At 70.0% G+C, this 20,036-nt stretch carries 17 protein-coding genes and 1 pseudogene; 2 read left to right on the forward strand and 16 right to left on the reverse strand.

The features are described from left to right. Positions 1–35: 35 nt before the first annotated feature. The 8 genes from ACIQD7_RS02820 to ACIQD7_RS02855 form a co-directional block, all read right to left on the reverse strand. Positions 36–896 (reverse strand): amino acid ABC transporter permease, encoded by an 861-nt coding sequence (locus ACIQD7_RS02820; RefSeq protein ID WP_121833144.1) that lies wholly within the window; start codon positions 894–896, stop codon positions 36–38. Beyond that, positions 893–1,537, reverse strand: a complete 645-nt coding sequence (locus ACIQD7_RS02825) for an amino acid ABC transporter permease (protein ID WP_121833145.1) — start codon at positions 1,535–1,537, stop codon at positions 893–895. The genes ACIQD7_RS02820 and ACIQD7_RS02825 overlap by 4 nt, the downstream gene beginning before the upstream one ends. A 19-nt stretch (positions 1,538–1,556) precedes the next feature. Beyond that, positions 1,557–2,474 carry a glutamate ABC transporter substrate-binding protein gene (locus tag ACIQD7_RS02830; protein WP_402438829.1) on the reverse strand — a complete coding sequence of 306 codons (918 nt, stop codon included), beginning with the start codon at positions 2,472–2,474 and terminating at the stop codon, positions 1,557–1,559. A 13-nt stretch (positions 2,475–2,487) separates the two neighbouring features. Then, complete coding sequence (locus ACIQD7_RS02835; RefSeq protein WP_383402430.1) at positions 2,488–3,234, reverse strand: amino acid ABC transporter ATP-binding protein; 747 nt, start codon at positions 3,232–3,234, stop codon at positions 2,488–2,490. Between the two features lie 157 nt (positions 3,235–3,391). Beyond that, positions 3,392–3,835 carry a DUF6278 family protein gene (locus ACIQD7_RS02840; RefSeq protein ID WP_402438831.1) on the reverse strand — a complete coding sequence of 148 codons (444 nt, stop codon included), beginning with the start codon at positions 3,833–3,835 and terminating at the stop codon, positions 3,392–3,394. 156 nt (positions 3,836–3,991) lie between these two features. Further along, entirely contained in the window at positions 3,992–4,771 is a 780-nt protein-coding gene (locus ACIQD7_RS02845) for an exodeoxyribonuclease III (RefSeq protein WP_402438833.1), read from the reverse strand. A gap of 47 nt (positions 4,772–4,818) precedes the next feature. Then, the gene (locus ACIQD7_RS02850; RefSeq protein ID WP_121833150.1) at positions 4,819–5,451 is read right to left on the reverse strand and encodes an MBL fold metallo-hydrolase; all 633 of its coding nucleotides are present in this window, start codon (positions 5,449–5,451) and stop codon (positions 4,819–4,821) included. 9 nt (positions 5,452–5,460) lie between these two features. After that, complete coding sequence (locus ACIQD7_RS02855; protein ID WP_402438836.1) at positions 5,461–6,720, reverse strand: alpha/beta fold hydrolase; 1,260 nt, start codon at positions 6,718–6,720, stop codon at positions 5,461–5,463. Between the two features lie 904 nt (positions 6,721–7,624). On the opposite strand from ACIQD7_RS02855, the pseudogene ACIQD7_RS02860 reads away from it, so the two are divergent. Continuing rightward, positions 7,625–7,720, forward strand: a pseudogene (locus tag ACIQD7_RS02860) (molybdopterin-dependent oxidoreductase); the annotation flags it as partial. Positions 7,721–7,755: 35 nt separating this feature from the next. Here ACIQD7_RS02860 and ACIQD7_RS02865 read toward each other — a convergent pair. The 6 genes from ACIQD7_RS02865 to ACIQD7_RS02890 all read right to left on the reverse strand — a co-directional run bounded on the left by ACIQD7_RS02865 (position 7,756) and on the right by ACIQD7_RS02890 (position 12,953). Next, on the reverse strand, positions 7,756–7,881 hold the full coding sequence (locus ACIQD7_RS02865) for a hypothetical protein (protein WP_402438838.1): 126 nt from the start codon (positions 7,879–7,881) through the stop codon (positions 7,756–7,758). Positions 7,882–8,019: 138 nt separating this feature from the next. Then, complete coding sequence (locus ACIQD7_RS02870) at positions 8,020–9,765, reverse strand: FG-GAP-like repeat-containing protein (protein ID WP_402438840.1); 1,746 nt, start codon at positions 9,763–9,765, stop codon at positions 8,020–8,022. A 10-nt stretch (positions 9,766–9,775) separates the two neighbouring features. Next, the gene (locus ACIQD7_RS02875) at positions 9,776–11,098 is read right to left on the reverse strand and encodes an FG-GAP-like repeat-containing protein (protein ID WP_402438842.1); all 1,323 of its coding nucleotides are present in this window, start codon (positions 11,096–11,098) and stop codon (positions 9,776–9,778) included. Between the two features lie 143 nt (positions 11,099–11,241). Further along, positions 11,242–12,084 carry a hypothetical protein gene (locus tag ACIQD7_RS02880; protein ID WP_402438844.1) on the reverse strand — a complete coding sequence of 281 codons (843 nt, stop codon included), beginning with the start codon at positions 12,082–12,084 and terminating at the stop codon, positions 11,242–11,244. Positions 12,085–12,276: 192 nt separating this feature from the next. Beyond that, complete coding sequence (locus ACIQD7_RS02885) at positions 12,277–12,447, reverse strand: hypothetical protein (RefSeq protein WP_402438846.1); 171 nt, start codon at positions 12,445–12,447, stop codon at positions 12,277–12,279. A 101-nt stretch (positions 12,448–12,548) separates the two neighbouring features. Next, a complete protein-coding gene (locus ACIQD7_RS02890) occupies positions 12,549–12,953 on the reverse strand; it encodes a hypothetical protein (RefSeq protein WP_402438848.1) in 405 nt (134 codons plus the stop codon). Positions 12,954–13,134: 181 nt separating this feature from the next. Here ACIQD7_RS02890 and ACIQD7_RS02895 point away from each other — a divergent pair, with 181 nt between their 5' ends. Further along, on the forward strand, positions 13,135–14,130 hold the full coding sequence (locus ACIQD7_RS02895) for a LuxR C-terminal-related transcriptional regulator (RefSeq protein WP_402438850.1): 996 nt from the start codon (positions 13,135–13,137) through the stop codon (positions 14,128–14,130). A gap of 341 nt (positions 14,131–14,471) precedes the next feature. Here the strand turns inward: ACIQD7_RS02895 and ACIQD7_RS02900 are convergent, their stop codons facing one another. After that, positions 14,472–15,125 (reverse strand): TIGR00730 family Rossman fold protein, encoded by a 654-nt coding sequence (locus ACIQD7_RS02900; RefSeq protein ID WP_402438851.1) that lies wholly within the window; start codon positions 15,123–15,125, stop codon positions 14,472–14,474. Between the two features lie 276 nt (positions 15,126–15,401). Further along, entirely contained in the window at positions 15,402–19,841 is a 4,440-nt protein-coding gene (locus ACIQD7_RS02905; RefSeq protein WP_402438853.1) for an FG-GAP-like repeat-containing protein, read from the reverse strand. Positions 19,842–20,036 lie beyond the last annotated feature (195 nt).

The raw sequence follows: 20,036 nt of genomic DNA on the forward strand, positions 1-20,036 counted from the left end.
CGGCTGCCGCCGGGCGGGTGCGGCCCGTGCCCCCGCTACCGCCCTCCCGGCGGCGGCCCTCCCGGTCCGGCCGGAGCGACGTCCACGGCCTTCGCCCTCGGGTCGCGGCGCTCCCTGCGGGCCACCCGGGTGGCACACCAGGAGAGGATCATGCACATCCCGATGTAGATCGGCGAGATGACGAGCACGACGGGGATGAACGGCAGGTCGTAGTCGAGGTTGGACGCGATCAGCTTGCCCGCGTGCAGGAACTCCTCGTAGGTGATGAGGAATCCGAGCGAGGTGTCCTTCAGGGCCACCACCAGCTGGCTGATGATGGCGGGCAGCATCGCGCGGACGGCCTGGGGCACCAGGACGTGGGTCATCACCTGCGTCTTGCGCATTCCGAGCGCGTACGCGGCCTCGCCCTGGCCGCGCGCCACGGAGTGGACGCCGGTGCGGAACACCTCGGCGAGCACGGAGCCGTTGTAGAGGGTCAGTCCTGCGACCAGGGCGGGCAGCGGCTGCACCTTCAGGGCCACGAAGATGAAGAAGATCATCACGAGGACGGGCATCGCGCGGAAGAACTCCACAAAGAGGGTGGAGACCCAGCGCAGGACGCGGTGTTCGGAGAGGCGGCCGGCGGCCAGGACGGCGCCGAGGGCGAGCGAGAGCACCGACGCGCAGGCGAAGGCCTTCAGGGTGTTGCCGAGGCCCCTGAGCAGCAGCTCCTGGATGCCCTCGTAGAGGAAGGGCGACCACTTGACGGAGGTGAACTGGCCGGTGTCGAAGAGGAGGTAGAGGATCCAGCCGGCCAGGGCGAGGATCACGGCGGTGGAGAGGAGGCCGTAGAGGAGGTGGCGCCGCCGGGCGCTCGGCCCGGGGATGTCGTAGAGGGCGGTGGACTCGGTGGTCATCGGGCGACTCCCCAGCGCTTCTCCATGACGTGGAAGAGGGCGCTGATGGTGAGGGTGATGATCAGGTAGCCGACGGCAATCCAGACGAAGGTCCAGACGATGTTGTAGCCGAGCTCGCTCAGCGTCTTGTAGGTGCCGAGGAGTTCGGTGACGCTGAAGGCCCCGGCGATCGCCGAGTTCTTGGCAAGGGCGATCAGGGTCGAGCCGATGGGCGGGATGACGGTGCGGAAGGCCTGCGGCAGGACGACCGTGCCGAGGGTCTGGGCGAAGGTCATGCCCAGGCTGCGGGCCGCCTCGCCCTGGCCGCGCGGCACGGTGTTGATGCCGGAGCGCAGCACCTCGCAGACGAAGGCCGAGGTGTAGCAGCCGAGGGCGAGGACCGCGAACAGCTGGAAGGGCAGGACGAGTCCGAAGCGGGGCAGCCCCAGCATGACCGCGAAGAAGAGCAGGGTCAGCGGGGTGTTGCGCAGGACGGTCACCCAGACCGTGCCGAAGACCCGGAAGGAGCCGACGGGCGCGACCCGGAAGGAGGCCATGACGAAGCCCAGGACGAGGGCGAGCGCCGAGGCGTAGACGGTGAGTTCGACGGTGCCGAGGAACCCCTTTCCGTAGAGCGAGAAGTTGTCGGTCAGGACGTCCATGTCGGGAGGCTCCTCCGGGTCAGCTCGCCGGATAGCGGTCGATGGCGGGCGGCGGCGGGGCGGGGACCCCGGAGAGGCCTAGGGTGGCGTCGTAGGCCTTCTTCCAGTCGCCGTTCTTCTGGTGGGCGGCGATGGCGTCGTCCAGGGCGAAGCGCAGGGCGGTGTCGCCGCGCGGGACGCCGATGCCGTACGGCTCCTTCGAGAACGGCTTCCCGGCCACCTTGAGCTCGTCGGGGACCTTGGCCGCGTAGCCCATGAGGATCGTGTCGTCGGTGGTGACCGCGTCGACCTGGAAGGTCAGCAGGTTGTCCACGCAGACGGAGTACGTGTCGTAGGCGACGAGTTCGGCCTTCGGGTAGTCCCTCTCGATCCGCTGGTACGGGGTGGAGCCCGCGGCCGAGCAGACCCGCTTGCCGTCCAGGTCCTGGGGTCCTCCGATGTCGTCCTCGTCGGTGCGGACCAGGAGGGACTGGCCGGCCTGGTAGTAGGGCCCGGCGAAGCCGACGAGCTTCTTGCGGTTGTCGTTGATGGTGTAGGTGCCGACGTAGTAGTCGATCTGGCCGTTCTGCAGGGCGGTCTCGCGGTTGGCCGAGGCGATCGTGCGGAACTCGACGCGGGCCGGGTCGAAGCCGAGGGAGGCCGCCATCATCTTGGCGATCTCGATGTCGAAGCCGGAGTAGCGGCCGGAGGCGGGGTCCTTCTCGCCCATGTAGGGCTGGTCCTCCTTGGCGCCGACGACGAGCCGGCCGCGCTTCTTCGCCCGGTTCCAGGTGGCGGAGCCGGGCAGGGTGAAGTCCGACCTCACCTGGTAGACCGGGAGTTGGTCGGGCTGCGGGCCCTTGACGGGCGGGCTGCCCTCGCGGCCGCAGCCGCCGAGCGCCGCCGTCGCGGCGAGCAGCAGGGCGAGCGCGGCCAGGGTCCGGTGCGTACGCTGCATGGTTCCCGTCCGGTCAGTGCTTGAGGATCTTGGAGAGGAAGTCCTTGGCGCGCTCGCTGCGCGGGGCGGTGAAGAACTCCTCCGGCGCGCGGTCCTCGACGATCTTCCCGTCGGCCATGAAGACGACCCGGTTGGCGGCGGAGCGGGCGAAGCCCATCTCGTGGGTGACGACCACCATCGTCATGCCGTCCCGGGCCAGTTGCCGCATGACCTCCAGGACCTCGTTGATCATCTCGGGGTCGAGGGCCGAGGTCGGCTCGTCGAAGAGGAGCGCCTTGGGGTCCATGGCGAGGGCGCGGGCGATGGCCACGCGCTGCTGCTGGCCGCCGGAGAGCTGGGCCGGGAACTTGTCGGCGTGCCCGGCGAGTCCGACCCGGGCGAGGAGTTCGCGCGAACGCCGGTCGGCCTCCTCCTTCTTGCGCTTGCGGACCTTGATCTGCGCGAGGGAGACGTTCGCGAGGACGGTCTTGTGCGCGAAGAGGTTGAAGGACTGGAAGACCATGCCGACCTCGGCCCGCAGCCGGGCCAGCGCCTTGCCCTCCTCGGGGAGCGGCTGTCCGTCGATGAGGATCTCGCCCGACTCGACGCTCTCCAGGCGGTTCATCGCCCGGCAGAGGGTGGACTTGCCGGAGCCGGAGGGGCCGATGACGACGACCACCTCCCCGCGGCCGACGGTGAGGTCGATGGACTGGAGGACGTGCAAGGTGCCGAAGTGCTTGTTGACGCCACGCAGTTCGATCAGCGGATCGACGACGGCCATACGCTGCCCTGCCCCATTCCTCAGCGGTGTCGCGGTTCCCGTGGGTGTCGCGGTCCACGCAAACTATCCACCGGAAAAAGGACTTCAGGGACGACACGCATGAAACGGGTATTAGCCGTATTTACTGCGGAAGGGGGGCGGCCGACAGGCGTACGGCTCAGTACTCGGCGGCCTCCGCGTACACCTGGGAGAGCTGCGGGGCGCCCGTCATCGCCCAGTCGAGACCGGCCTCGACGACCTGGATCTCCCGGCCGGAGGCGAGCCGCACCACCGGGCCGCCGCCGGGCCGCATCTGCCAGCGGGCGGCCGGGACGTCACGGACGATCACCGTGCCGAGGTAGAGCCCGGCGTCGTTCCCGAACCAGGGCAGCTCCTCCGGGTCGTCCCGCCAGCGGGGCGGCAGCTGGTCGAGCTCCTGGAGGGAGCGGGGGGTGTCGTCGAGCACCACCCCGGCCTCCGCGACCCGGGTGCGCAGCAGCTCGCACTCGGCGAACAGCTCGGCCATCCCGTCCGGGGCGCGGTCGAAGGCGGCGGCCGGCGGGGCGGCCGGGGAGTCGAGATGGTGCCGTTTGCGCCAGCTGTCCAGAAACGGGATGTTCATCCGAACAGCCTCGCACCGCCACCCGCCGGTCCACCACTCGGCGCGCGGAGATCGTTTCCGGGCGGTGGGCGGTGGGCGGTGGGCGGTGGGCGGTGGGCGGTGGGCGGTGGGTCCCAGGCTCCGGCCCCGGGCGGCAGGTCCCGGGCGGCGGGCCGGCTACACGTCGAGGTCGACGACGACGGGGGCGTGGTCCGAGGCGCCCTTGCCCTTGCGCTCCTCACGGTCCACGTAGCTGTCCGTGACCGCGTCGGCGAAGGGCTTGTTGCCGTAGACCAGGTCGATCCGCATCCCCTTGTTCTTCGGGAAGCCGAGCTGGCGGTAGTCCCAGTAGGTGAAGGGGTGGTCGTACTTGAGGGGGCGCGGGACCACGTCCCGCAGGCCGGTCTCGCGCAGGCCCGCGAGCGCGGCCCGCTCCGGCTCCGTCACGTGCGTGGCGCCCTCGAAGACGGCGATGTCCCAGACGTCCTCGTCGGCCGGCGCGATGTTGTAGTCGCCGAGGACCGCGAAGGGGCGGTCGCCCGCCGCGTCCTCGCCGACGGCCGCCCTGAGCGCCTCCAGCCAGCGCAGCTTGTAGGCGTAGTGCTCGTGGGCCACCTCGCGGCCGTTCGGCACGTACACCGACCAGACGCGGACCGGGCCGCAGGTCGCGGAGACCGCCCGGGGCTCCTGCGCCCCGTCGTACTCCGGGCCGCCGGGCAGGCCCGTGACCACGTCGTCGAGGCCGACCCGGGAGAGCAGCGCGACGCCGTTCCAGCGGCCCGTGGCGTTGACCGCGGACTCGTAGCCCAGTTCCCGCAGTTCATCGGCGGGGAACTGCTCGGCGGTGCACTTGGTCTCCTGGATGCACAGCACGTCGGTGCCGCTGCTCTCCAGCCAGGCCAGGAGACGGGGCAGCCGGGCGGTGATCGAGTTGACGTTCCAGGTGGCGATGCGCATGGGCGCCAGCCTACTGGCGGGCACCGACAACGGCCGTTCGCCCGTGCTCAGATCTCGGTGGAGTTCCCGGGGGCGAGGCGGGAGTGGTCGGTGCCGCCGAGTTCGCCGATCTGGCGGTCGTAGATGGGCCGGGCGAGGTCGGTGAGCAGGGCGTCGTGGATGTCGTACGCCCGGCGCGGCTTCAGCTCGCGCACGTAGTCGATGACCTCGGAGATCTTGTTCCAGGGGGCCATGACGGGTAGCAGGAGCGTGTCGACGGGGTGGTCGGGCACGGTGAGCGCGTCGCCGGGGTGGAAGACGGAGCCGTCGACGAGGTAGCCCACGTTGGTGATGCGGGGGATGTCGGGGTGGATCACCGCGTGCAGCTCGCCGTGGACCTGGACGTCGAACCCGGCGGCCGTGAAGGCGTCGCCGTGGCCGACGGTGTGCACCCGGCCGGGGAAGGCCGCCGAGATCCGCTCGGCGACGCTGCGCAGCGTCCAGATCTCGGCGGCCGGGTTCGCCTCCAGGGCGGTCCGCAGTCGGCCCTCGTCGAAGTGGTCGGGGTGCTCGTGGGTGACGAGCAGCGCGTCGGCCCCGGCGACCGCGTCCTCCTCGGTGAACCCGCCGGGATCGAGGACGAGCGTCCGCCCGTCCTTCTCCAGGCGGACGCAGGCGTGGGACTTCTTCGTCAGCTTCACACGACCAGGCTACGCCGGGGGCGTGGTCTCCTCCGCGATGACGCGGGTGACGACCCGCAGGGCGGTCTCGGCGGCCGGGAGGCCGCAGTACACGCCCGCGTGGAGCACGATCTCGCGGATCTCGTCGGGCGAGAGGCCGTTGCGGAGGGCGGCCCGGGTGTGGTCCGCGAGGGCCTCCCGGTGGCCCCCGGCGAGGAGGGCGGTGAGGGTGACGGCGCTGCGGGTGCGCCGGTCGAGGCCCTCGCGGCTCCAGACCTCGCCCCACTCGTAGCGGTGGACGAGCCCCTGGAGGGTGCCCTCCGGGTCCTCGGCGAGGGCCCGGTCCACCTGGGCGTCGCCGAGCACCTCGCGGCGCAGCCCGAGCCCCTTCTCGTACGGGTCGGGGCGTCCGTCCCCGGCGGGCTCGGCGGCCGGGGCGGGGGCCGTGGGCTCGGCGACGGGCGCCGGTCCGGCGGGCAGCGGCGGCACGGTGAGGGTGCCGCTGGTGTCCTGGACGGTCCCGGCGAAGTGGTCGAGGAGCAGGTCGGTGACGGCGGCGGGCTGCTCGACGGGGGCGAGGTGGGAGGCGCCGGGGACGACGGCGAGCCGGGCGTCGGCGATGCCGGCGACCAGGGTGCGGGCCTCGGCGGGCCCGGTGACCTGGTCCTCGGAGCCGACGAGCACGAGCGCGGGGACGCCGACGCGGCCGAGGGCCTCGCGGACGTCGAAGACGGCGAGGGCCTCGCAGGCGGCGATGTAGCAGGCGGGGTCGGTCGTACGGACCATCTGCACGGCCCAGTCGACGATGGCGGGCTGCGCGCCGGCGAAGAGCGGGGTGAACCACTGCTCGGGGGCGGTGCGGGCCATCGGCTCCAGGCCGTTGGCCCGCACGATGACGCCCCGCTGCCGGAACTCGTCGGCGGTGCCGAACCGGGGCGAGGTGGCGACCAGGGCGAGCGAGGCGACCCGGTGGGGCGCCCGCAGCGCGAGGTCGAGCCCGACGGCCCCGCCGAGGGAGCAGCCCGCGTACCCGAAGCGCTGGATCCCGAGCGCGTCGAGGGTGGCGAGCAGCCGGTCGCCCAGCTCGGCGACGGAGCCGAAGGGCCGCGCGGGCGCGCCGCCGTGTCCGGGGAGGTCGAAGCGTACGATCCGCCAGTCCCGCGTGAGGTCGGGGATCTGCCGGTCCCACATGTGGAACGTGGTGCCCAGGGAGGGCCCCAGGACCAGGACCGGGGCGTCCTCCCGCCCGTCGACGCGGTACTGCAGGGTGTTCGGTGGTGTCTCACTCACCCGCTAGACCCTCTCATCTCTCACGTTCTCTCACGGCGCCGGGTCGAACCTAGCGGTTCCGGCGCCCGGCCGGGCGCGGGACCGGAAGCCGGCCGCTCTCGTGGAAGAGGGGTGCGGCAGCGGACTGTGCGGACGGGTGTCGGCCCTTCGGGCTGTCCGCACGGGCAACCCGCTCCGCCGGTTCCTCCGGCGCCTCGGCGGTGCCTGAGGTTCGCCCAGGCCGAGCACCGGGACGTTCACACCGTGGCTCTCTTCACCGCCACGACACGCACGAGGACGAGCGAACCCCGGCGGGAGGTGGGTTGTGTGCGCAGGTGGCCGAAGCGCTCGTCCCGGGCTCCGGATGCCAGGTCGTGGCGCGGAGTACGGAGTACGGTCGAGCGGGATCGGGACGGCATCGACGGCACCGGTTCCGCCGACGGCCGCCGTGATCCCGTCGGCCGGACGGCAGCGGCGGGCCTCCGTGTCGGGACCTCCGGGAAGTAGTCGTATAGCCAGAAATCCCTCACCACGACCGGGCCGCGGGTCACCGGGGGCATCTCCGGGAGGCCGGCGGTCATGTCGCTCCACTGGTGCACGCCGAAAAGGGTCATGGCGGCGCCGAACGCGCGGGGGAACCCGGTCGGACGCCGGGCGCGCGTCGAGGACGCCACCGCCGTGCGTACGTGTCGTCGTCTGCTCTCCCTCGCCTCGTGGACCGCTCCGGTCATGCGGCTGGAGAGAGGGACGAACCCACGGCACCCCCCCTGAGTACAGGGGATCACACGAGAGGGAAAGATACCGTTTCAGGGCATATGCGCAAGTCAGAAGAGGGGACAGGTCCTTGCCTGTGTTCTCCTCCGATGCGAGCGCGAGATGTGCGGTGCGCGGCGACACCCTCCCCCGGGACAGCGTGCGGTGAAGGTTCGCCTCCGAGCAGACGCTCCTGGCGACCCACCACGACGGCGAGCCGCTCACCGTCGAGCACGGCTTCCCGCTGCGCCTGGCCATGCCCCACCTCTCACGACCACCGGTTCTCGTCGGACCTGCGGGGCGTCATCCGGTGAGGGCGTGCCCGTGCTGGACGACGGCGACGAGGGCCGGTCCGTCGGCGGTCCGCACGGAGTCGTGCGGAACGGGCAGGGGCGAGGCGATCGGCATGGACGTGAGTCGGGGATTCATCCGACGGTACGGTCGGCGGGCGGACTCGGATCCGACCGCGTTCGACGGGGGGCTGGTACGGCGGAGGGCGCAACCGTACGGTTGCGCCCTCCGCGTGCCTTCTTGCACCGGGCCTGCCGCGGTACCCGGTCCGTCGCCTCAGCGCAGCAGGTCGGTGGTGGAGAGGCCTCCCCCGGCCTTGACCATGGCGGCGAAGGTGGCGTTTCCGTTCAGCGTCCCGCTCCCCGCGTAGAACTGGAGCGTTCCCGCGCCGTCCCGGGCGAGCAGGTCCGGCTTGCCGTCTCCGTTGACGTCTCCCGGGGCGAACACCGTGTTGTAGACCTGCCAGCCGTGGCCGATCTGCGTCCGCGCCCCCAGCGTTCCCGTGCCGGTACCGGGGTGTACGAACAGCGCCCCGGCCGTGTCTCGGGTGATGACGTCGGCCTTGCCGTCACCGGTGACGTCGCCCGGGGTGAGCACGGTGTCGTAGACACCCCAGTTCTGCCCGATGCGGATCTTGGCGTCGACCGTGCCGTCACCGTTGCCCGGGACGAGGTAGAGGTCGCCGTTGTCGAAGGCGACGAGCAGGTCGGCGAGGCGGTCCCCGTTCATGTCGGGGGTGGAGTTGAGCGCCGTCGCCGCCGACCAGCCCCAGCCCGCCTTCCGGGGGGTGGAGAAGAACAGCTCGCTCTTGTGACCGGGGTGGAAGAGAAGGTCTCCGGACCCGTCGATCGAGTACAGGTCCTCGCCCCCGCCGTCGTGGTCGGAGCCCCGCCCGATCAGGCGCAGGCCGTCCATGCCGGTGCCCACCTTGCAGGGAACAGGGGCGAGTACGCCGTTGGAACGTCCGAAGTGGCGCCAGAGATCGCCCTCCGCGTCACGGCGGAGCATGTCCGCCATGCCGTCGTCGGGGTTGTTGCAGAAGGACCAGGAGGCGGCGCCCCGGTACGCGTAGTGATCGGAGACCGAGGGGGACTGCGGCAGGACGTCGCCGGCGACGTTCTTGAAGTGGTCCTTGCTGAGGAAGATGTAGTCGAGCTTGGCCTCCGGGTCGGGGGCCTTCGCCATGAGCGTGGGAGCACCCGAGCGGCAGTGTCCCGAGGGCGGCCGGAGGGCGGAGCACGCGGCGGTGAAGCGGCTCGCGTCCGTCTCGTCGACCTCGGTGAAGCGGCCGGTGCCCCCGGAGTGGCTGTAGAACGGGTCGAGAACCGTGGAGAGCGGCGCGTTGGCCTGGCCCCCACCGTACCGGGGGTTGAAGTCGCCGCCCAGGACGACGGGGACGCCCTGGGCGATCCAGGTGTTCGCGACGGTCGCCAGGTTCTCGGCCTGCTGTTTCGCGACGGCCGTACTGTCGGAGTACAGGTGCACCGAGCAGCTCCGAGCGGTGCGTCCCTGGAGGGGGGCGTCCACGCAGAGGGCCGGCCAGCTCTCCGTGCCCGACTCCAGCCCCGTGGCCAGGTCGACGACCTGGGGGTTGACGGCGGTTCCCTTCGTGAACACGGCGAGCCCGTAGTCGCTCTCCACCGGGTTCGGAGCGGCATCGTCCTTGCAGAGGTCCTGGGAGGAGTCTCTGGCGGGGGTCAGGGTCTCCGTGAAGGAGCCGGCGTAGCCGAGGGGGGCCAGTTTTTCCTTGAGCTTGGTGAACTGCGTACGGCAGACCTCCTGGAGGAGGACGACGTCCGTCTTCCAGGCCACGGTCTCCTCGTACACCTTCCGGACGCGGTTGGTGACCTCGTCCCCTGTGGAGCTGCACTTCTCCCAGTTGCCGCAGATGTTGTAGCTGAGGAAACGGAGGACGGGCGCGGAAGCCGTGTTGACGCTGTCCGCCTGGGCCGAGGAGGTGAGCGGAGCGACCAGTCCCGCCACAGCGAGAACGCCGGCGATCACGGTTCGACGAATACGCATGACGTAGTCCTCAGGCGTAGGTGTTGTAGCCGTGGCCGATCTTGGTGGGACCGGTGAAAGTACCCGCACCGACACCCATGTGGGAGAAGAGGTTCCCGTCACCGTCACACGCGATGATGTCGGCCACCCCGGTCCCGTTGATGTCACCCGGACCCGCCAGAGCCGTGTACTTCTCCCAGCCACCACCCAGATCCGTACGACCCGAAAGAGTCCCCGTCCCGGTACCCATGTACGAATACAGATGACCAGTGACCTTGTCCCGCGCCACCAGATCCGGAACACCCGTCTTATTGATGTCCCCCACCCCGACGATGGTGTCGTAGATGTCGAAACCATGACCGATCTTGGTCCGACCCGTAAAACTACCGTCACCCACACCCATGTAAATCCACAGCACACCATCACGATCCCGAGCGATGATGTCCGCGACACCGGTGCCGTTCATATCACCCGCACCCACGATCAGGTCGTACTGATCCCAACCCGCACCCAGATCCGAACGACCCGTGAAAGTACCGTCACCCACACCCATGTACGAATACAGACGACCCGTCGTCTTGTCCCGCGCCAACAGATCAGGAACACCAGTCCTGTTGATGTCACCAGCACCCACGATCATGTCGTACTGATTCCACCCACCACCCAGATCCGAACGACCCGTGAAAGTACCGTCACCCACACCCATATACGAATACAGATGACCATCCTTCCCCCGAGCCACATAATCAGCCACACCCGTCCTGTTGATATCACCCACACCAACAATCGGAGACATCCCCACCGCCATCGGCGGCTTCACAGGATCGCGGTCCACTCCGCCGATCGGTGAGACGTATCCGTCGACCCGCTGGCTGTTGTAGTAGCCGTTTTTGATCGTGCCCTGGGTCACGGCACCGCTCTGGTTGCCGCCGATGGTGGTGATGGTGCCGTCGGCGTTGATGGACTTCACCAGGGCGACGTGGTCGGCGTATCCGGCACCGTTGTAGTTGAAGACCACCGCGTCACCGACGTGGGGAGTGCCCTTCAGTCCGCCGTTGTACTGGCCGAAGCTGCCGGCGGCGGGGGTGAGGCCGGTGACGTCCACACCGGCCTGCGCCCAGACCCATTTCGCGAAGTCGGCGCACCACGCCTCTCCGCAGCTTCCGTAATAGCCGGAGCCTCCGGCGCTGTTCGTGTCGCACGGACCGTTGCCGAGGTTCTGCGCGGCTATGCCCATGATGGTGGATCCCACGCTCGCCGAAGCCGGCTGGGTACCGGCGAACACGAGGGCGGGGGCGAGCGCTGCAGTGGCGAGGATTCCCTGCAGAGTGCGTCGGAAAGACGTCTTCGGCATGATGTGTCTCCTGTTTTCGGGCATGGTGGAGTCCGCTCGGGCACATAGGTGCCGGGACTGTGTGTCGGAGGGCGTGGTGACGGCCGGGCCGGGCCCGGGGCGCCCTGGAGGAAGGAAGCCGGTGACGAGCGGTGCGTGCCGGGTCAGGGCACGATCGTCACCTCGGTCGCGGCCTTTCCGGCCTGCTGGTTGGACGGCTGGGAGACGGCGTACGCCTGGAGTTCGGTCCGGCCGGCGCGCAGACCGGGCGCGAGCGAGACCCGGTAGCGGATCGTCGTCGTCGCTCCCCTGGGCAGCGGCGCCCCGCCGGTCGCGACGAGGAGGAAGTCCATGCCCGCGGCCTGCGGCAGCGGCGCTTCCCGCCAGGCGCCGGTGGCCGGGTCGAAGCGTTCCAGTCGGCCGGCGACCGATCCGAGGGGCGCCAACCCCCCGTCGTACTGGTCGAAGCGCACCACGGGAGCGATGAGCGGGTGATCGGCGTTCCCGGTGTTGCGCAGTGTCACGGTGAACTCCACCGGCGCGCCACCGGGCACGAGTCGGGGCGAGGCGGGCAGACCGGTGATTCCGACGGTGAGCCGTGCGGTGTCGGCGACGGTCAGCCGGCCCTCGGGAAGGCGCTGCTGCTTCCCCGGCGCCGGGGTGGGCGCCGGCGTCGAGGAGTGTCGCGGCGCCGGTGGCGGTGTCGTCGCGCTTCGCGGCGTCACCTGCGGACCCCGGGGGGCGTCGGGGGCGTGCCGCTCCCCCGTCGGGGGCTGCGTGATCCGCGGCGAGGGGGTGCCGCGGGTGGGCTGAGTGGGCAAGGGGGAGGAAGCGGACGGGCTCGGGGCGGTGGAGACGTCCGGCGCGGTGGCCGCGACTCTGACCTGCGAAGTGGCCGGTTGGGTGCCTCCACAGGCGACGAGCGGGCCGGCGAGTCCGGCGACGACGAGAAGGGCGGCGGCGAGCCGGCGGGAGGAGGAGCGGCTGCGGGAAGGGGTGGACGGCACGGTGGCGGGGCTCCTCTGCGGAGGCTGATGGAGGGATGGGTCCGGTCTGTCACCGGACCTCGCGGGTGCCGGCGCCGGAGGCGGCGGCCGTCGGGGCGGAGGAGCCGGATGCGGAGCGCGGGCGGATCGGGTCACACACCCGGCGCGTGGTCGGAGAGTCGTCGAACGCCGCCCGTCGCGGGCGGAGTTCCGCTACTGCCAGGTCATGTTGTTGGTCCCCGCGGCCGGAGTGCTGTTCGTGGTCGCTTCGGCGATGACGGTCCGGGTGTCCGCCGGAGCGGCGGTGGCGGCCGTGCCGAGAAGTACGGCGCCGAGGGCGAGGACGGCGACCGCGGCGGTCTCGGCGATACGGGTGCGCAGCATGACGTGGTTCCTTCTTCTGGGAGGGACGGTTCTTGACTCCGGATCGCATCCCGCGGTGATGTCGGATCCGGTGGCCTGACCGGTTTCCCCGGCGGCGAGTTCTAGCTTTCCTCCAGCTCAGCCCGGGGAGAAGGGCTTCGGTGTGGACGGAATCGGCCCTGGACGGTTTCGTCCACGGGAGCCGTTTCGGCATCACGGACACGGTCGGCGGTGAGGGCGTCGTAGACCGGGGCGAGAAGCGGTACGCACCCTTCGGTGATCTGCCACCCCCGAAGTTCGGGCCGGGTGTCCAACGTGCGCCGGCAGGCGGTCAAGGCCAGTTCCTCGGCCTTCTCCAAATGGGAGGCGAGCAGATACACCCCCAGAACGGGGTGGGGGAACGCGTCGGCGTGGACGGATACGTGCTCGACGTGGCCGGGATCGGCCAGATCGCGCACCCAGGCCCCGATCCTCTCCGGAACGTCGGCTCCGGCGGGCGGGCGCACATGGACATGCACGAGATACATGCTTTCAGGGTTCCAGTCCGGGGAACCGCACGGGAGTTTCTTGGAAGGCCGGTTAAGGACATGGCCGGAACCGTCCAAGAGGTGACGACAACTGCTGCCGACAAGGACACGACGGCCCTTCACCTGGCATGATCCTGGGATCAAGATTCACTGTGAAAACATTCCGGGGGGGATGTCAGAGATGCTTGCCGAATTGGGTCTGGACAGTACGGCCGAGGCTGTGTACCGGATGATGCTGGCCCGACCGGACCTCGGCGTCCTCGCTGTTTCGGAGAGCCTCGGCCTCGCCGAGGACGAGGTCCGTCGCTCCTTGGACGTACTCAGCGAACTGACCCTGGTGCGTCCGTCGTACGAGACCCAGGGCAGCCTGCGGGCCGTACCTCCGGCCCTGGGGATGGAGGTGCTGATGGCGCGCCAGCAGGCCGAACTCGCGGCCCGTCAGCAGCGTCTGGAGGCCTCGAGAGCGGCGGCGGCCCGGCTGATCGCCGACTACGCCACCCTGACCCCCACCGTCGGAGGCCCCGGAGTCGAACAGCTCACGGGCCTGGACCAGATCCGCGACCGGCTCACCACTCTGACCCGGGACGTCCGCGAGGAGGTGCTGGGCCTCAACACCGACGGAGCGCAGACAGCCGAGGCCATGGAGGCCTCCCGCCCCCTGGACCGGGAACTGCTCGACCGGGGCGTGCGTATGCGTACGGTCTACCTCGACAGCGTCCGCAACGACGAACCGACGCTCTCCTACGCGGACTGGCTCACCCAGACCGGCGGGCAGGTCCGCACCGCCGCGACCCTTCCCACCCGCATGATCGTCATCGACCGGGAGACCGCGGTCATCCCGCTCATCACCCAGGACACGGCCGTGGGAGCGGTCTGTCTGACGAGCAACGGCATCGTCACCACCCTCTGCGCCCTCTTCGAGACCATATGGGCCTCCGCCCAGCCCCTCGGCAGCGCTTCCGTCCAGGACGCGCACGGGCTGACGGCCCAGCAGAACGCGGCTCTCCAGCTCCTCGCCGCCGGCCACACGGACGACGCCATCGCCAAACGCCTGGGCGTCTCCTCCCGTACCTCCCGGCGTATCGCCACCGACCTCATGGAACGGCTCGGCGCCCGCAGCCGTTTCGAAGCGGGCACCCGGGCCGTCCAGCAGGGATGGCTCCCCAGGACCGTCTGAGCACGGCCGGGGGGGCAGAGCCCGAGGCGCTCCGGGCCCGAACACGAGTGATGCCCGAGCGGCGGAACCGCTCGGGCATCACGGTCGTGCGTCGGCGACGTGCGGGCGAGCGGCACCCTCCTCGTCCGTGCCGAGCGTCACGAAGAGGCTGAGCGGGAGGAGGCCGTGCGAAAGCGACGGGCCCACGGACCGAGTCACTCGCGATGTTCCGCGCCCGTCCCCGGCCGCGCTCGCTCATGTCGGGAGGCCACCGGCGGATCGGCTCCCCGACGATGTCGGGGTTGTTCACCAGGACGTCCGCCCGGGGCAGCACCTCGCCTCTGCGGCGGCCGGCATCCCCCTCAGGGGGAAGCGTGCCGCTCCCCCTCACGGCGAGGACCGGACGTGAGCCCTCGGTCGAGTCCGGGCGCGGGCTCGACGTCGCGGGCGCCGTGCGCGGGCCGGCGGGTGTCGCGCAGCCGCTCGTCCAGCGCCTCCAGAAGGCGAGGGAGGTCGGGGGCGACGGCGAGGTCGTCCAGGGTGGACGCGGCGAGGAGGCCCGTGTCGGAGATGCCGCGCAGGGCGCCGAGCAGCGGCGTCCAGAAGCCTCCGGCGTCGAGGAGGCCGACGGGCTTGGTATGGAAGCCCAGCTGGCGCCACGACCACACCTCGAAGATCTCCTCCAGGGTCCCGAGCCCACCGGGCAGTGCGGCGAAGGCGTCCGCACGGTCGGCCATGATCGCCTTGCGCTCGTGCATCGTGTCGCAGACGACCAGCTCCGTCACCCCCTCGTGGGCCCACTCCCGTTCGATCATGCTGCGCGGGATGACGCCGACGACCTCGCCGCCCGCCTTCAGGGCCGCGTCCGCCACGACACCCATGAGACCCGTGCGCCCGCCGCCGTAGACGAGGCCGATCCCGCGTCGGGCCAGGTCGGTGCCGACCGAGGCGGCCAGGGCGGCGTGGGCCGGGTCGTGGCCGTCGGACGAGGCGAGGAAGACGGCGAGACGGCGCATGGGGACCTCCCGGGGCCGGGGCTGCGGCGGACGGTCCGGTCTACCACGGACGTCGCCGCTCCGACCAGGTGCTTTCGGGAGCGCAGAGGAGTGATCCGCGCGATGGCCGGACTCAGGCGGCGTCTCCCTCGAGAACCCGCCGCTGGGCAGGAGCGCCCATCGGGAACCGTCTCGTGGCTGCCCGCCGCACGGCGGACGAACCCCTCGGAACGCACCACTGCCCCGCCCCTGGGAAACGGGGCGGGGCAGTGGTGCGTTCGGACCGTACGGTCGGGGTTACAACTGCCTCTCGAAGAAGACGACCCGGTCGTAGTTCCAGTTGCCCGCCGGGGCGGACCAACTGTCCATCGGACCATCGAACTTGTCGGAAGCGTTCGTCAGCCAGGTGAAGGTGCGGACGACACCCGCGTTGGGGGCGGTGTCATAGCCGTACAGGCCGGCGAACTCGTCCTTGCCGTCGCCGTTGTAGTCGCCGGTGACGAGCTTGACGTTCCCGCGATACATGAAGTCCGTTGCGCCGCTCCATGCGATGTACTTCGCCGCAAGGCCCCCGGTGGCGGTGCTGGACCAGATCTGGATGGTGTCATGACCGTCGGTGTGGTCATACCAGGCTGCTACGTCGTCACGGCCGTCACCGTTGAAGTCGCCGGCGTGGAGAGTGGTGCGGTTCCAGTCGCCCCAGTCGGTCGCGGTCCACTTGTCGGCCGGGGTGAAGGTGCTGTTGGCCGTGGCGGAGAAGATGCGGATCTTCTCGCTGCCGTCCGGGTTGTGGTAGAAGGTCGCGAGGTCGTCACGGCCGTCTCCGTTGAAGTCACCGCTGACGGTCTTCGCCCGGGACTGCTCCCAGCCGGTGATGCCGCGCCAGTACTGGACCGGTTGGTTGAACGTGCCCTGTGTGGTGCTGGTGAACGTGAAGAGGGTGTCGGTGGTGTCGGAATAGTCGTACCAGACGGCTATGTCGTCGCGTCCGTCGCCGTTGAAGTCCCCGCTGTAGGGGGTCATGTTGCCGAGCCACCAGCGGCCTGGTTCGACCTGCCAGGATCGAGCCTGCTTGACGAACGTGCCGTCGCCCTTCCCCAGCCAGGCGTGCAGTGCGACGCTGCCGTTGTCGTACCCGTAGAAGCTGGCGAGGTCGCCCACTCCGTCGCCGTTGAAGTCGCCGGTCACCCGCTTCATGTTCTCGGACCAGAAGTGGCCGGCGTCGACGTTCCAGCCTATGCGCGGAGAGGCCTCGAACTTTCCGTTGGACGCGGGGGCGAAGACGTGCACGGAGTCGTGGCCGTCGTAGTAGTCGTACCAGGCGGCCATGTCGCTGCGGCCGTCTCGGTTGTAGTCGTGGCGGACGGCCGTGCCGCTGGACCACAGGGACTGGCTCTTGTCGTTGTAGACGGTGAGGTCCCCGGAGTCCTTGAGGACGGCGAAGCCCTGGCCGGCGTTGGTGGCCTTGGTGGCCTGCAGGCAGTTGTTGTCGGCGTTGCAGACGACGAGGTTGCCGTTGTCCTCGACGCGGGCGGTGGAGCCCGCGGTGTTGGCCGCGCTGCTCCACGTCTTCGCGCCGGACTTGCCGGTGATGGTGAGCCTGCCGTCGAGTCCCATGGTCAGGGTCGAGGACTGGCCGGTGATGGAGTGGCCGGAGGCGATGACGGTCTTGGGCGCCAGACGGATGCCGCCGGTGATGCCCTCGATGGTGTAGGGGGGTTCGAAGCCGGTGAGGTTGGTGGGAGTGCCCTTGCCGCGCCAGCCGACCATGGTGTTGTCGGCCTTGCGGGCCCACAGGTCGGGAATCTTGTCGCCGTCGGTGACGCCGTCGCCGGAGCCGTCGCCGTCGAGGTCGCCGGACACGCCCAGCTGGGGGTACAGGGCCTTCGTCAGACCACTGCCGATCTTGACGCGGTTCCGGCCCCAGGTGGCGAAGTTCATCTTCGCCCGGTTGCTGGGGTCGGCCGTGGCGTGCGAGCGGAAGAGGTCGCCGGTGGCGTTGTCACGGAGCAGCAGGTCGGGGAGCTTGTCTCCGTTGATGTCGCCGGTGGAGACGATCGTGTACTTGCTCCACTGCGAGGCGGCGTCGCCGATCGGGGCGATGGCGCCGTTGCCGAAGCCGATGACGGGCAGGCGGCTGCCGCGGTAGAACCACAGGTCGTTCCCGGTCTTGACGAGGACGTCGGGCTTGGTGTCCGCGTCGAAGTCGCCGCCGATGACCTGGTCGGCCTGGGCCCAGCGGTTGTTCGACGGCATGGTCGTTCGAAGGGTCAGCGGGCCCCCGTCGGTGTTGACGAGGCCGGAACCATTGTTCCTGTAGACCTGGAGGTCCTTGTTCCCGTTCTGGTTCGGGTTGGGAACCAGGGCGAGGAGGTCCTGATATCCGTCCTGCTGCCAGTCGTCCACGATGGAGACCTGCTGGCCGGGGAAGGTCGCGTCTCCGGACGCGGCGTTCATGGTGGAGAACTGCCGGTCGCCGTGGCCGGTGTAGGCGATCAGAGTGCCATTGCCGTCAGGGCTCCAGATGTCCTTGAACCGGTCACCGTTGACGTCGTTGGGCTCGTCCCGCGCCTGGTCCTTGTTGGCGTAGTAGAGGTAGGTCGCGGTGTCGGACCGGTTGCCGGCCCCGTCCACGCTGTAGGCGTAGACCATGTGGGGGCCGTAGGAAGGGATCGAGACCAGGCCGGTGTAGACGCCGCCGGCGGGCGCCACCTCGTTGAGGTCCGGGTCGGTGTCGGTCCACCAGTAGATCTTCTTGATGTCCGGCTCGACCGGCAGGAAGGTGAAGGGCACCTTCTGCCGGGCCTTGCCCGTCGGGTTCGGCCACTCCTTGTCGCCCGCGGGGTAGAGGGGCTTCCCGTCCGGCCCCTTGGGCGAGACGATCACCGGCGGCTGCTTCGGACGTTGGCGGTCCACCTTGAAGGCGCAGGGCACGTTCTTCCACCCGGAGTCCGACTTGTCGGAGTCGAGGGCGTGCACGCGCCACGAGTAGGTGATGTCCTTGCCGTCACTGCCCTTGCCACCGGGTGTCATCGACACGGGGACGACCAGTGTGGCGACCCGCTCGTTCAGGGCCGGCACGGCCTTGGTGAAGACGCGGGTGGCCACGCCGGCCTTGTTCTCGTAGAGCTCGAACTCGGCGGTGAGGTTGCCCTTGTCCTCGTCCGTGATCGTGGCGTGCAGGCTGACCGTCACGTTACCGAGGGCCCCGCCGCCGGCGCACGGGGTGACAGGGCTGGTGCCGAGCTTGCTCGGAGGGTCCGGAGGGGTGTTGTACCTGGTCTCCAGGACGACGGTCTTGGGGTCGAACTTCTTCCAGCCGAAGGTGTCCTTCTCGTCGGCGTAGAGACCGAAGGTGACGGTCTCCGCGCCCGCGGCGGCCCGGCCCTTGACCCAGTTGGTCGCGTCGAACTCGAGGTCGCCGGCCGGGCATGCCGAGCTCGAGCCGTCCGGGGGTATCCAGCCCTTGGAGTCGTCGACCGTGTCCAGGGGCGAGGTCGTCAGCTTGTCGGGCTGGTTGCCCCAGTTGGTCTTGGAGGTGATCGCGCCGGTCGGGTACAGGTACACCGGGCGGGCCTGGCAGGACCAGGACCAGGTGTTCTTCACCCGGAAGGTCGCCGACTTCACCTCGGTGTTCTTCAGGTGGGAGACGTCGAGCTGGAAGAAGGAGCGGGAGATGCGGTTGGAGCCCCCGCTCTGGGCTTCGTAGCCCACGCGGACGGGGTCCTTGGCATTCCAGAACGACTGGTCCGGGTACTTCTTGTAGACCCGGGTCCAATTCCACTTCTGGCGGTCGCCGTAGCCCCAGCTGGGGTCGATGTAGACCGGGTAGGTCGTCTCGGCACCGTTCAGGAGGTTCTGGTCCGGGGTGATGGTGAGCGTGTCCGACGTCAGCTCGGTGGGCATCACGGCGTCCTGCGCGCCCTGGCCCGGGTCGAAGGGACTGCCGTCGTCCGTGGTCTGCGTGGCTCCGGCGGTCGCCGCCATGGCGCCGAGCCTGGCGCTCGCACCGGCCGGTGCGCCCTGGGCGGGCGTGGAGTCCCACATCATCGGAGCGGCGCTGGAGAAGACGATCTGACCGCCGGGGTCCTTGGCCGTCAGGCTCCCCGTCTCGGGGTCCTTCTCGATCGTCAGGCCGTCGGCGCCGATGCCGAACTGCATCCGGGTGAGCTCGGGGTTCTGCGCGGCCTGCGCGGTCTTGACGACGAAGACCTGCGAGAAGCCCTCGACCTCCGCCTTCAGCTGAAGGTCGACGCCCGGCAGCACCTCGGCGTACGTGGCGACGTTGCCGTCCAGCGTGGGCTTGGGCAGTGCGTTCGGCCAGGTCAGCGTCAGCGTCCGGCCGTTCATGGCGCCCTGGATCAGGGGCGCGGTCCCGCCGCCGGAGAACTTCACGGCGACGTTCGTGGCCCTGGTGACCACCGACCCGTCCGTAGCGAACTCCAGGTTCGCGTCGGCGGCGATCCAGCCACCGTCACGCCACAGTCGTACGGGGGTTCCGTGTTCGGTGACCTTGAACCCGCCCTCGGGCTGGGCCCAGGTGTCGGAGCTCTCCGTGCGCCGGGAGACCACCTCGACGGGCTGTCCCGTCGCCGCGGCCTGCTGCAGCGCGTAGTCCTCCTCGCTCAGCGAGCCGTTGGCCACCGGGTCGTCGGAGGCCGTGGAAGCCGCGGCGAGAGGTGCCCGCACGGGCTCCAGGCCCGTGGCGGGAGCCACCGCCAGCACGGAGGTCAGCATGGCACCGGCCATCGCCCCCGGTATCAGGCGGGCCCCCCTGAGCCGCCCGAAATTCGATCTTCTTGTCGTGGACACGGTTGAAAATCCTCCCCAAATTTGTGCCCTTATTTCGACGCCCGCCGGCGCGCAATCAGCACAGTGGGCTCGAATCGAATCGACTCTACAGGCACGTCAAACCTCTGGAGCGAAGCATCT

The organism is Streptomyces sp. NPDC093071, from assembly GCF_044754545.1.
Classification (GTDB): Bacteria; Actinomycetota; Actinomycetes; order Streptomycetales; family Streptomycetaceae; genus Streptomyces.

What these genes read in the sequence shown, in the direction of transcription:
- ACIQD7_RS02820 (WP_121833144.1), bottom strand. Translation starts at nt 896, where the DNA reads ATGACCACCGAGTCCACCGCCCTCTACGACATCCCCGGGCCGAGCGCC.
- ACIQD7_RS02905 (WP_402438853.1), bottom strand. Translation starts at nt 19,841, where the DNA reads ATGCTGACCTCCGTGCTGGCGGTGGCTCCCGCCACGGGCCTGGAGCCC.
- ACIQD7_RS02830 (WP_402438829.1), bottom strand. Translation starts at nt 2,474, where the DNA reads ATGCAGCGTACGCACCGGACCCTGGCCGCGCTCGCCCTGCTGCTCGCC.
- ACIQD7_RS02885 (WP_402438846.1), bottom strand. Translation starts at nt 12,447, where the DNA reads ATGCTGCGCACCCGTATCGCCGAGACCGCCGCGGTCGCCGTCCTCGCC.
- ACIQD7_RS02865 (WP_402438838.1), bottom strand. Translation starts at nt 7,881, where the DNA reads ATGAATCCCCGACTCACGTCCATGCCGATCGCCTCGCCCCTGCCCGTT.
- ACIQD7_RS02840 (WP_402438831.1), bottom strand. Translation starts at nt 3,835, where the DNA reads ATGAACATCCCGTTTCTGGACAGCTGGCGCAAACGGCACCATCTCGAC.
- ACIQD7_RS02870 (WP_402438840.1), bottom strand. Translation starts at nt 9,765, where the DNA reads ATGCGTATTCGTCGAACCGTGATCGCCGGCGTTCTCGCTGTGGCGGGA.
- ACIQD7_RS02825 (WP_121833145.1), bottom strand. Translation starts at nt 1,537, where the DNA reads ATGGACGTCCTGACCGACAACTTCTCGCTCTACGGAAAGGGGTTCCTC.
- ACIQD7_RS02835 (WP_383402430.1), bottom strand. Translation starts at nt 3,234, where the DNA reads ATGGCCGTCGTCGATCCGCTGATCGAACTGCGTGGCGTCAACAAGCAC.
- ACIQD7_RS02890 (WP_402438848.1), bottom strand. Translation starts at nt 12,953, where the DNA reads ATGTATCTCGTGCATGTCCATGTGCGCCCGCCCGCCGGAGCCGACGTT.
- ACIQD7_RS02845 (WP_402438833.1), bottom strand. Translation starts at nt 4,771, where the DNA reads ATGCGCATCGCCACCTGGAACGTCAACTCGATCACCGCCCGGCTGCCC.
- ACIQD7_RS02895 (WP_402438850.1), top strand. Translation starts at nt 13,135, where the DNA reads ATGCTTGCCGAATTGGGTCTGGACAGTACGGCCGAGGCTGTGTACCGG.
- ACIQD7_RS02875 (WP_402438842.1), bottom strand. Translation starts at nt 11,098, where the DNA reads ATGCCGAAGACGTCTTTCCGACGCACTCTGCAGGGAATCCTCGCCACT.
- ACIQD7_RS02900 (WP_402438851.1), bottom strand. Translation starts at nt 15,125, where the DNA reads ATGCGCCGTCTCGCCGTCTTCCTCGCCTCGTCCGACGGCCACGACCCG.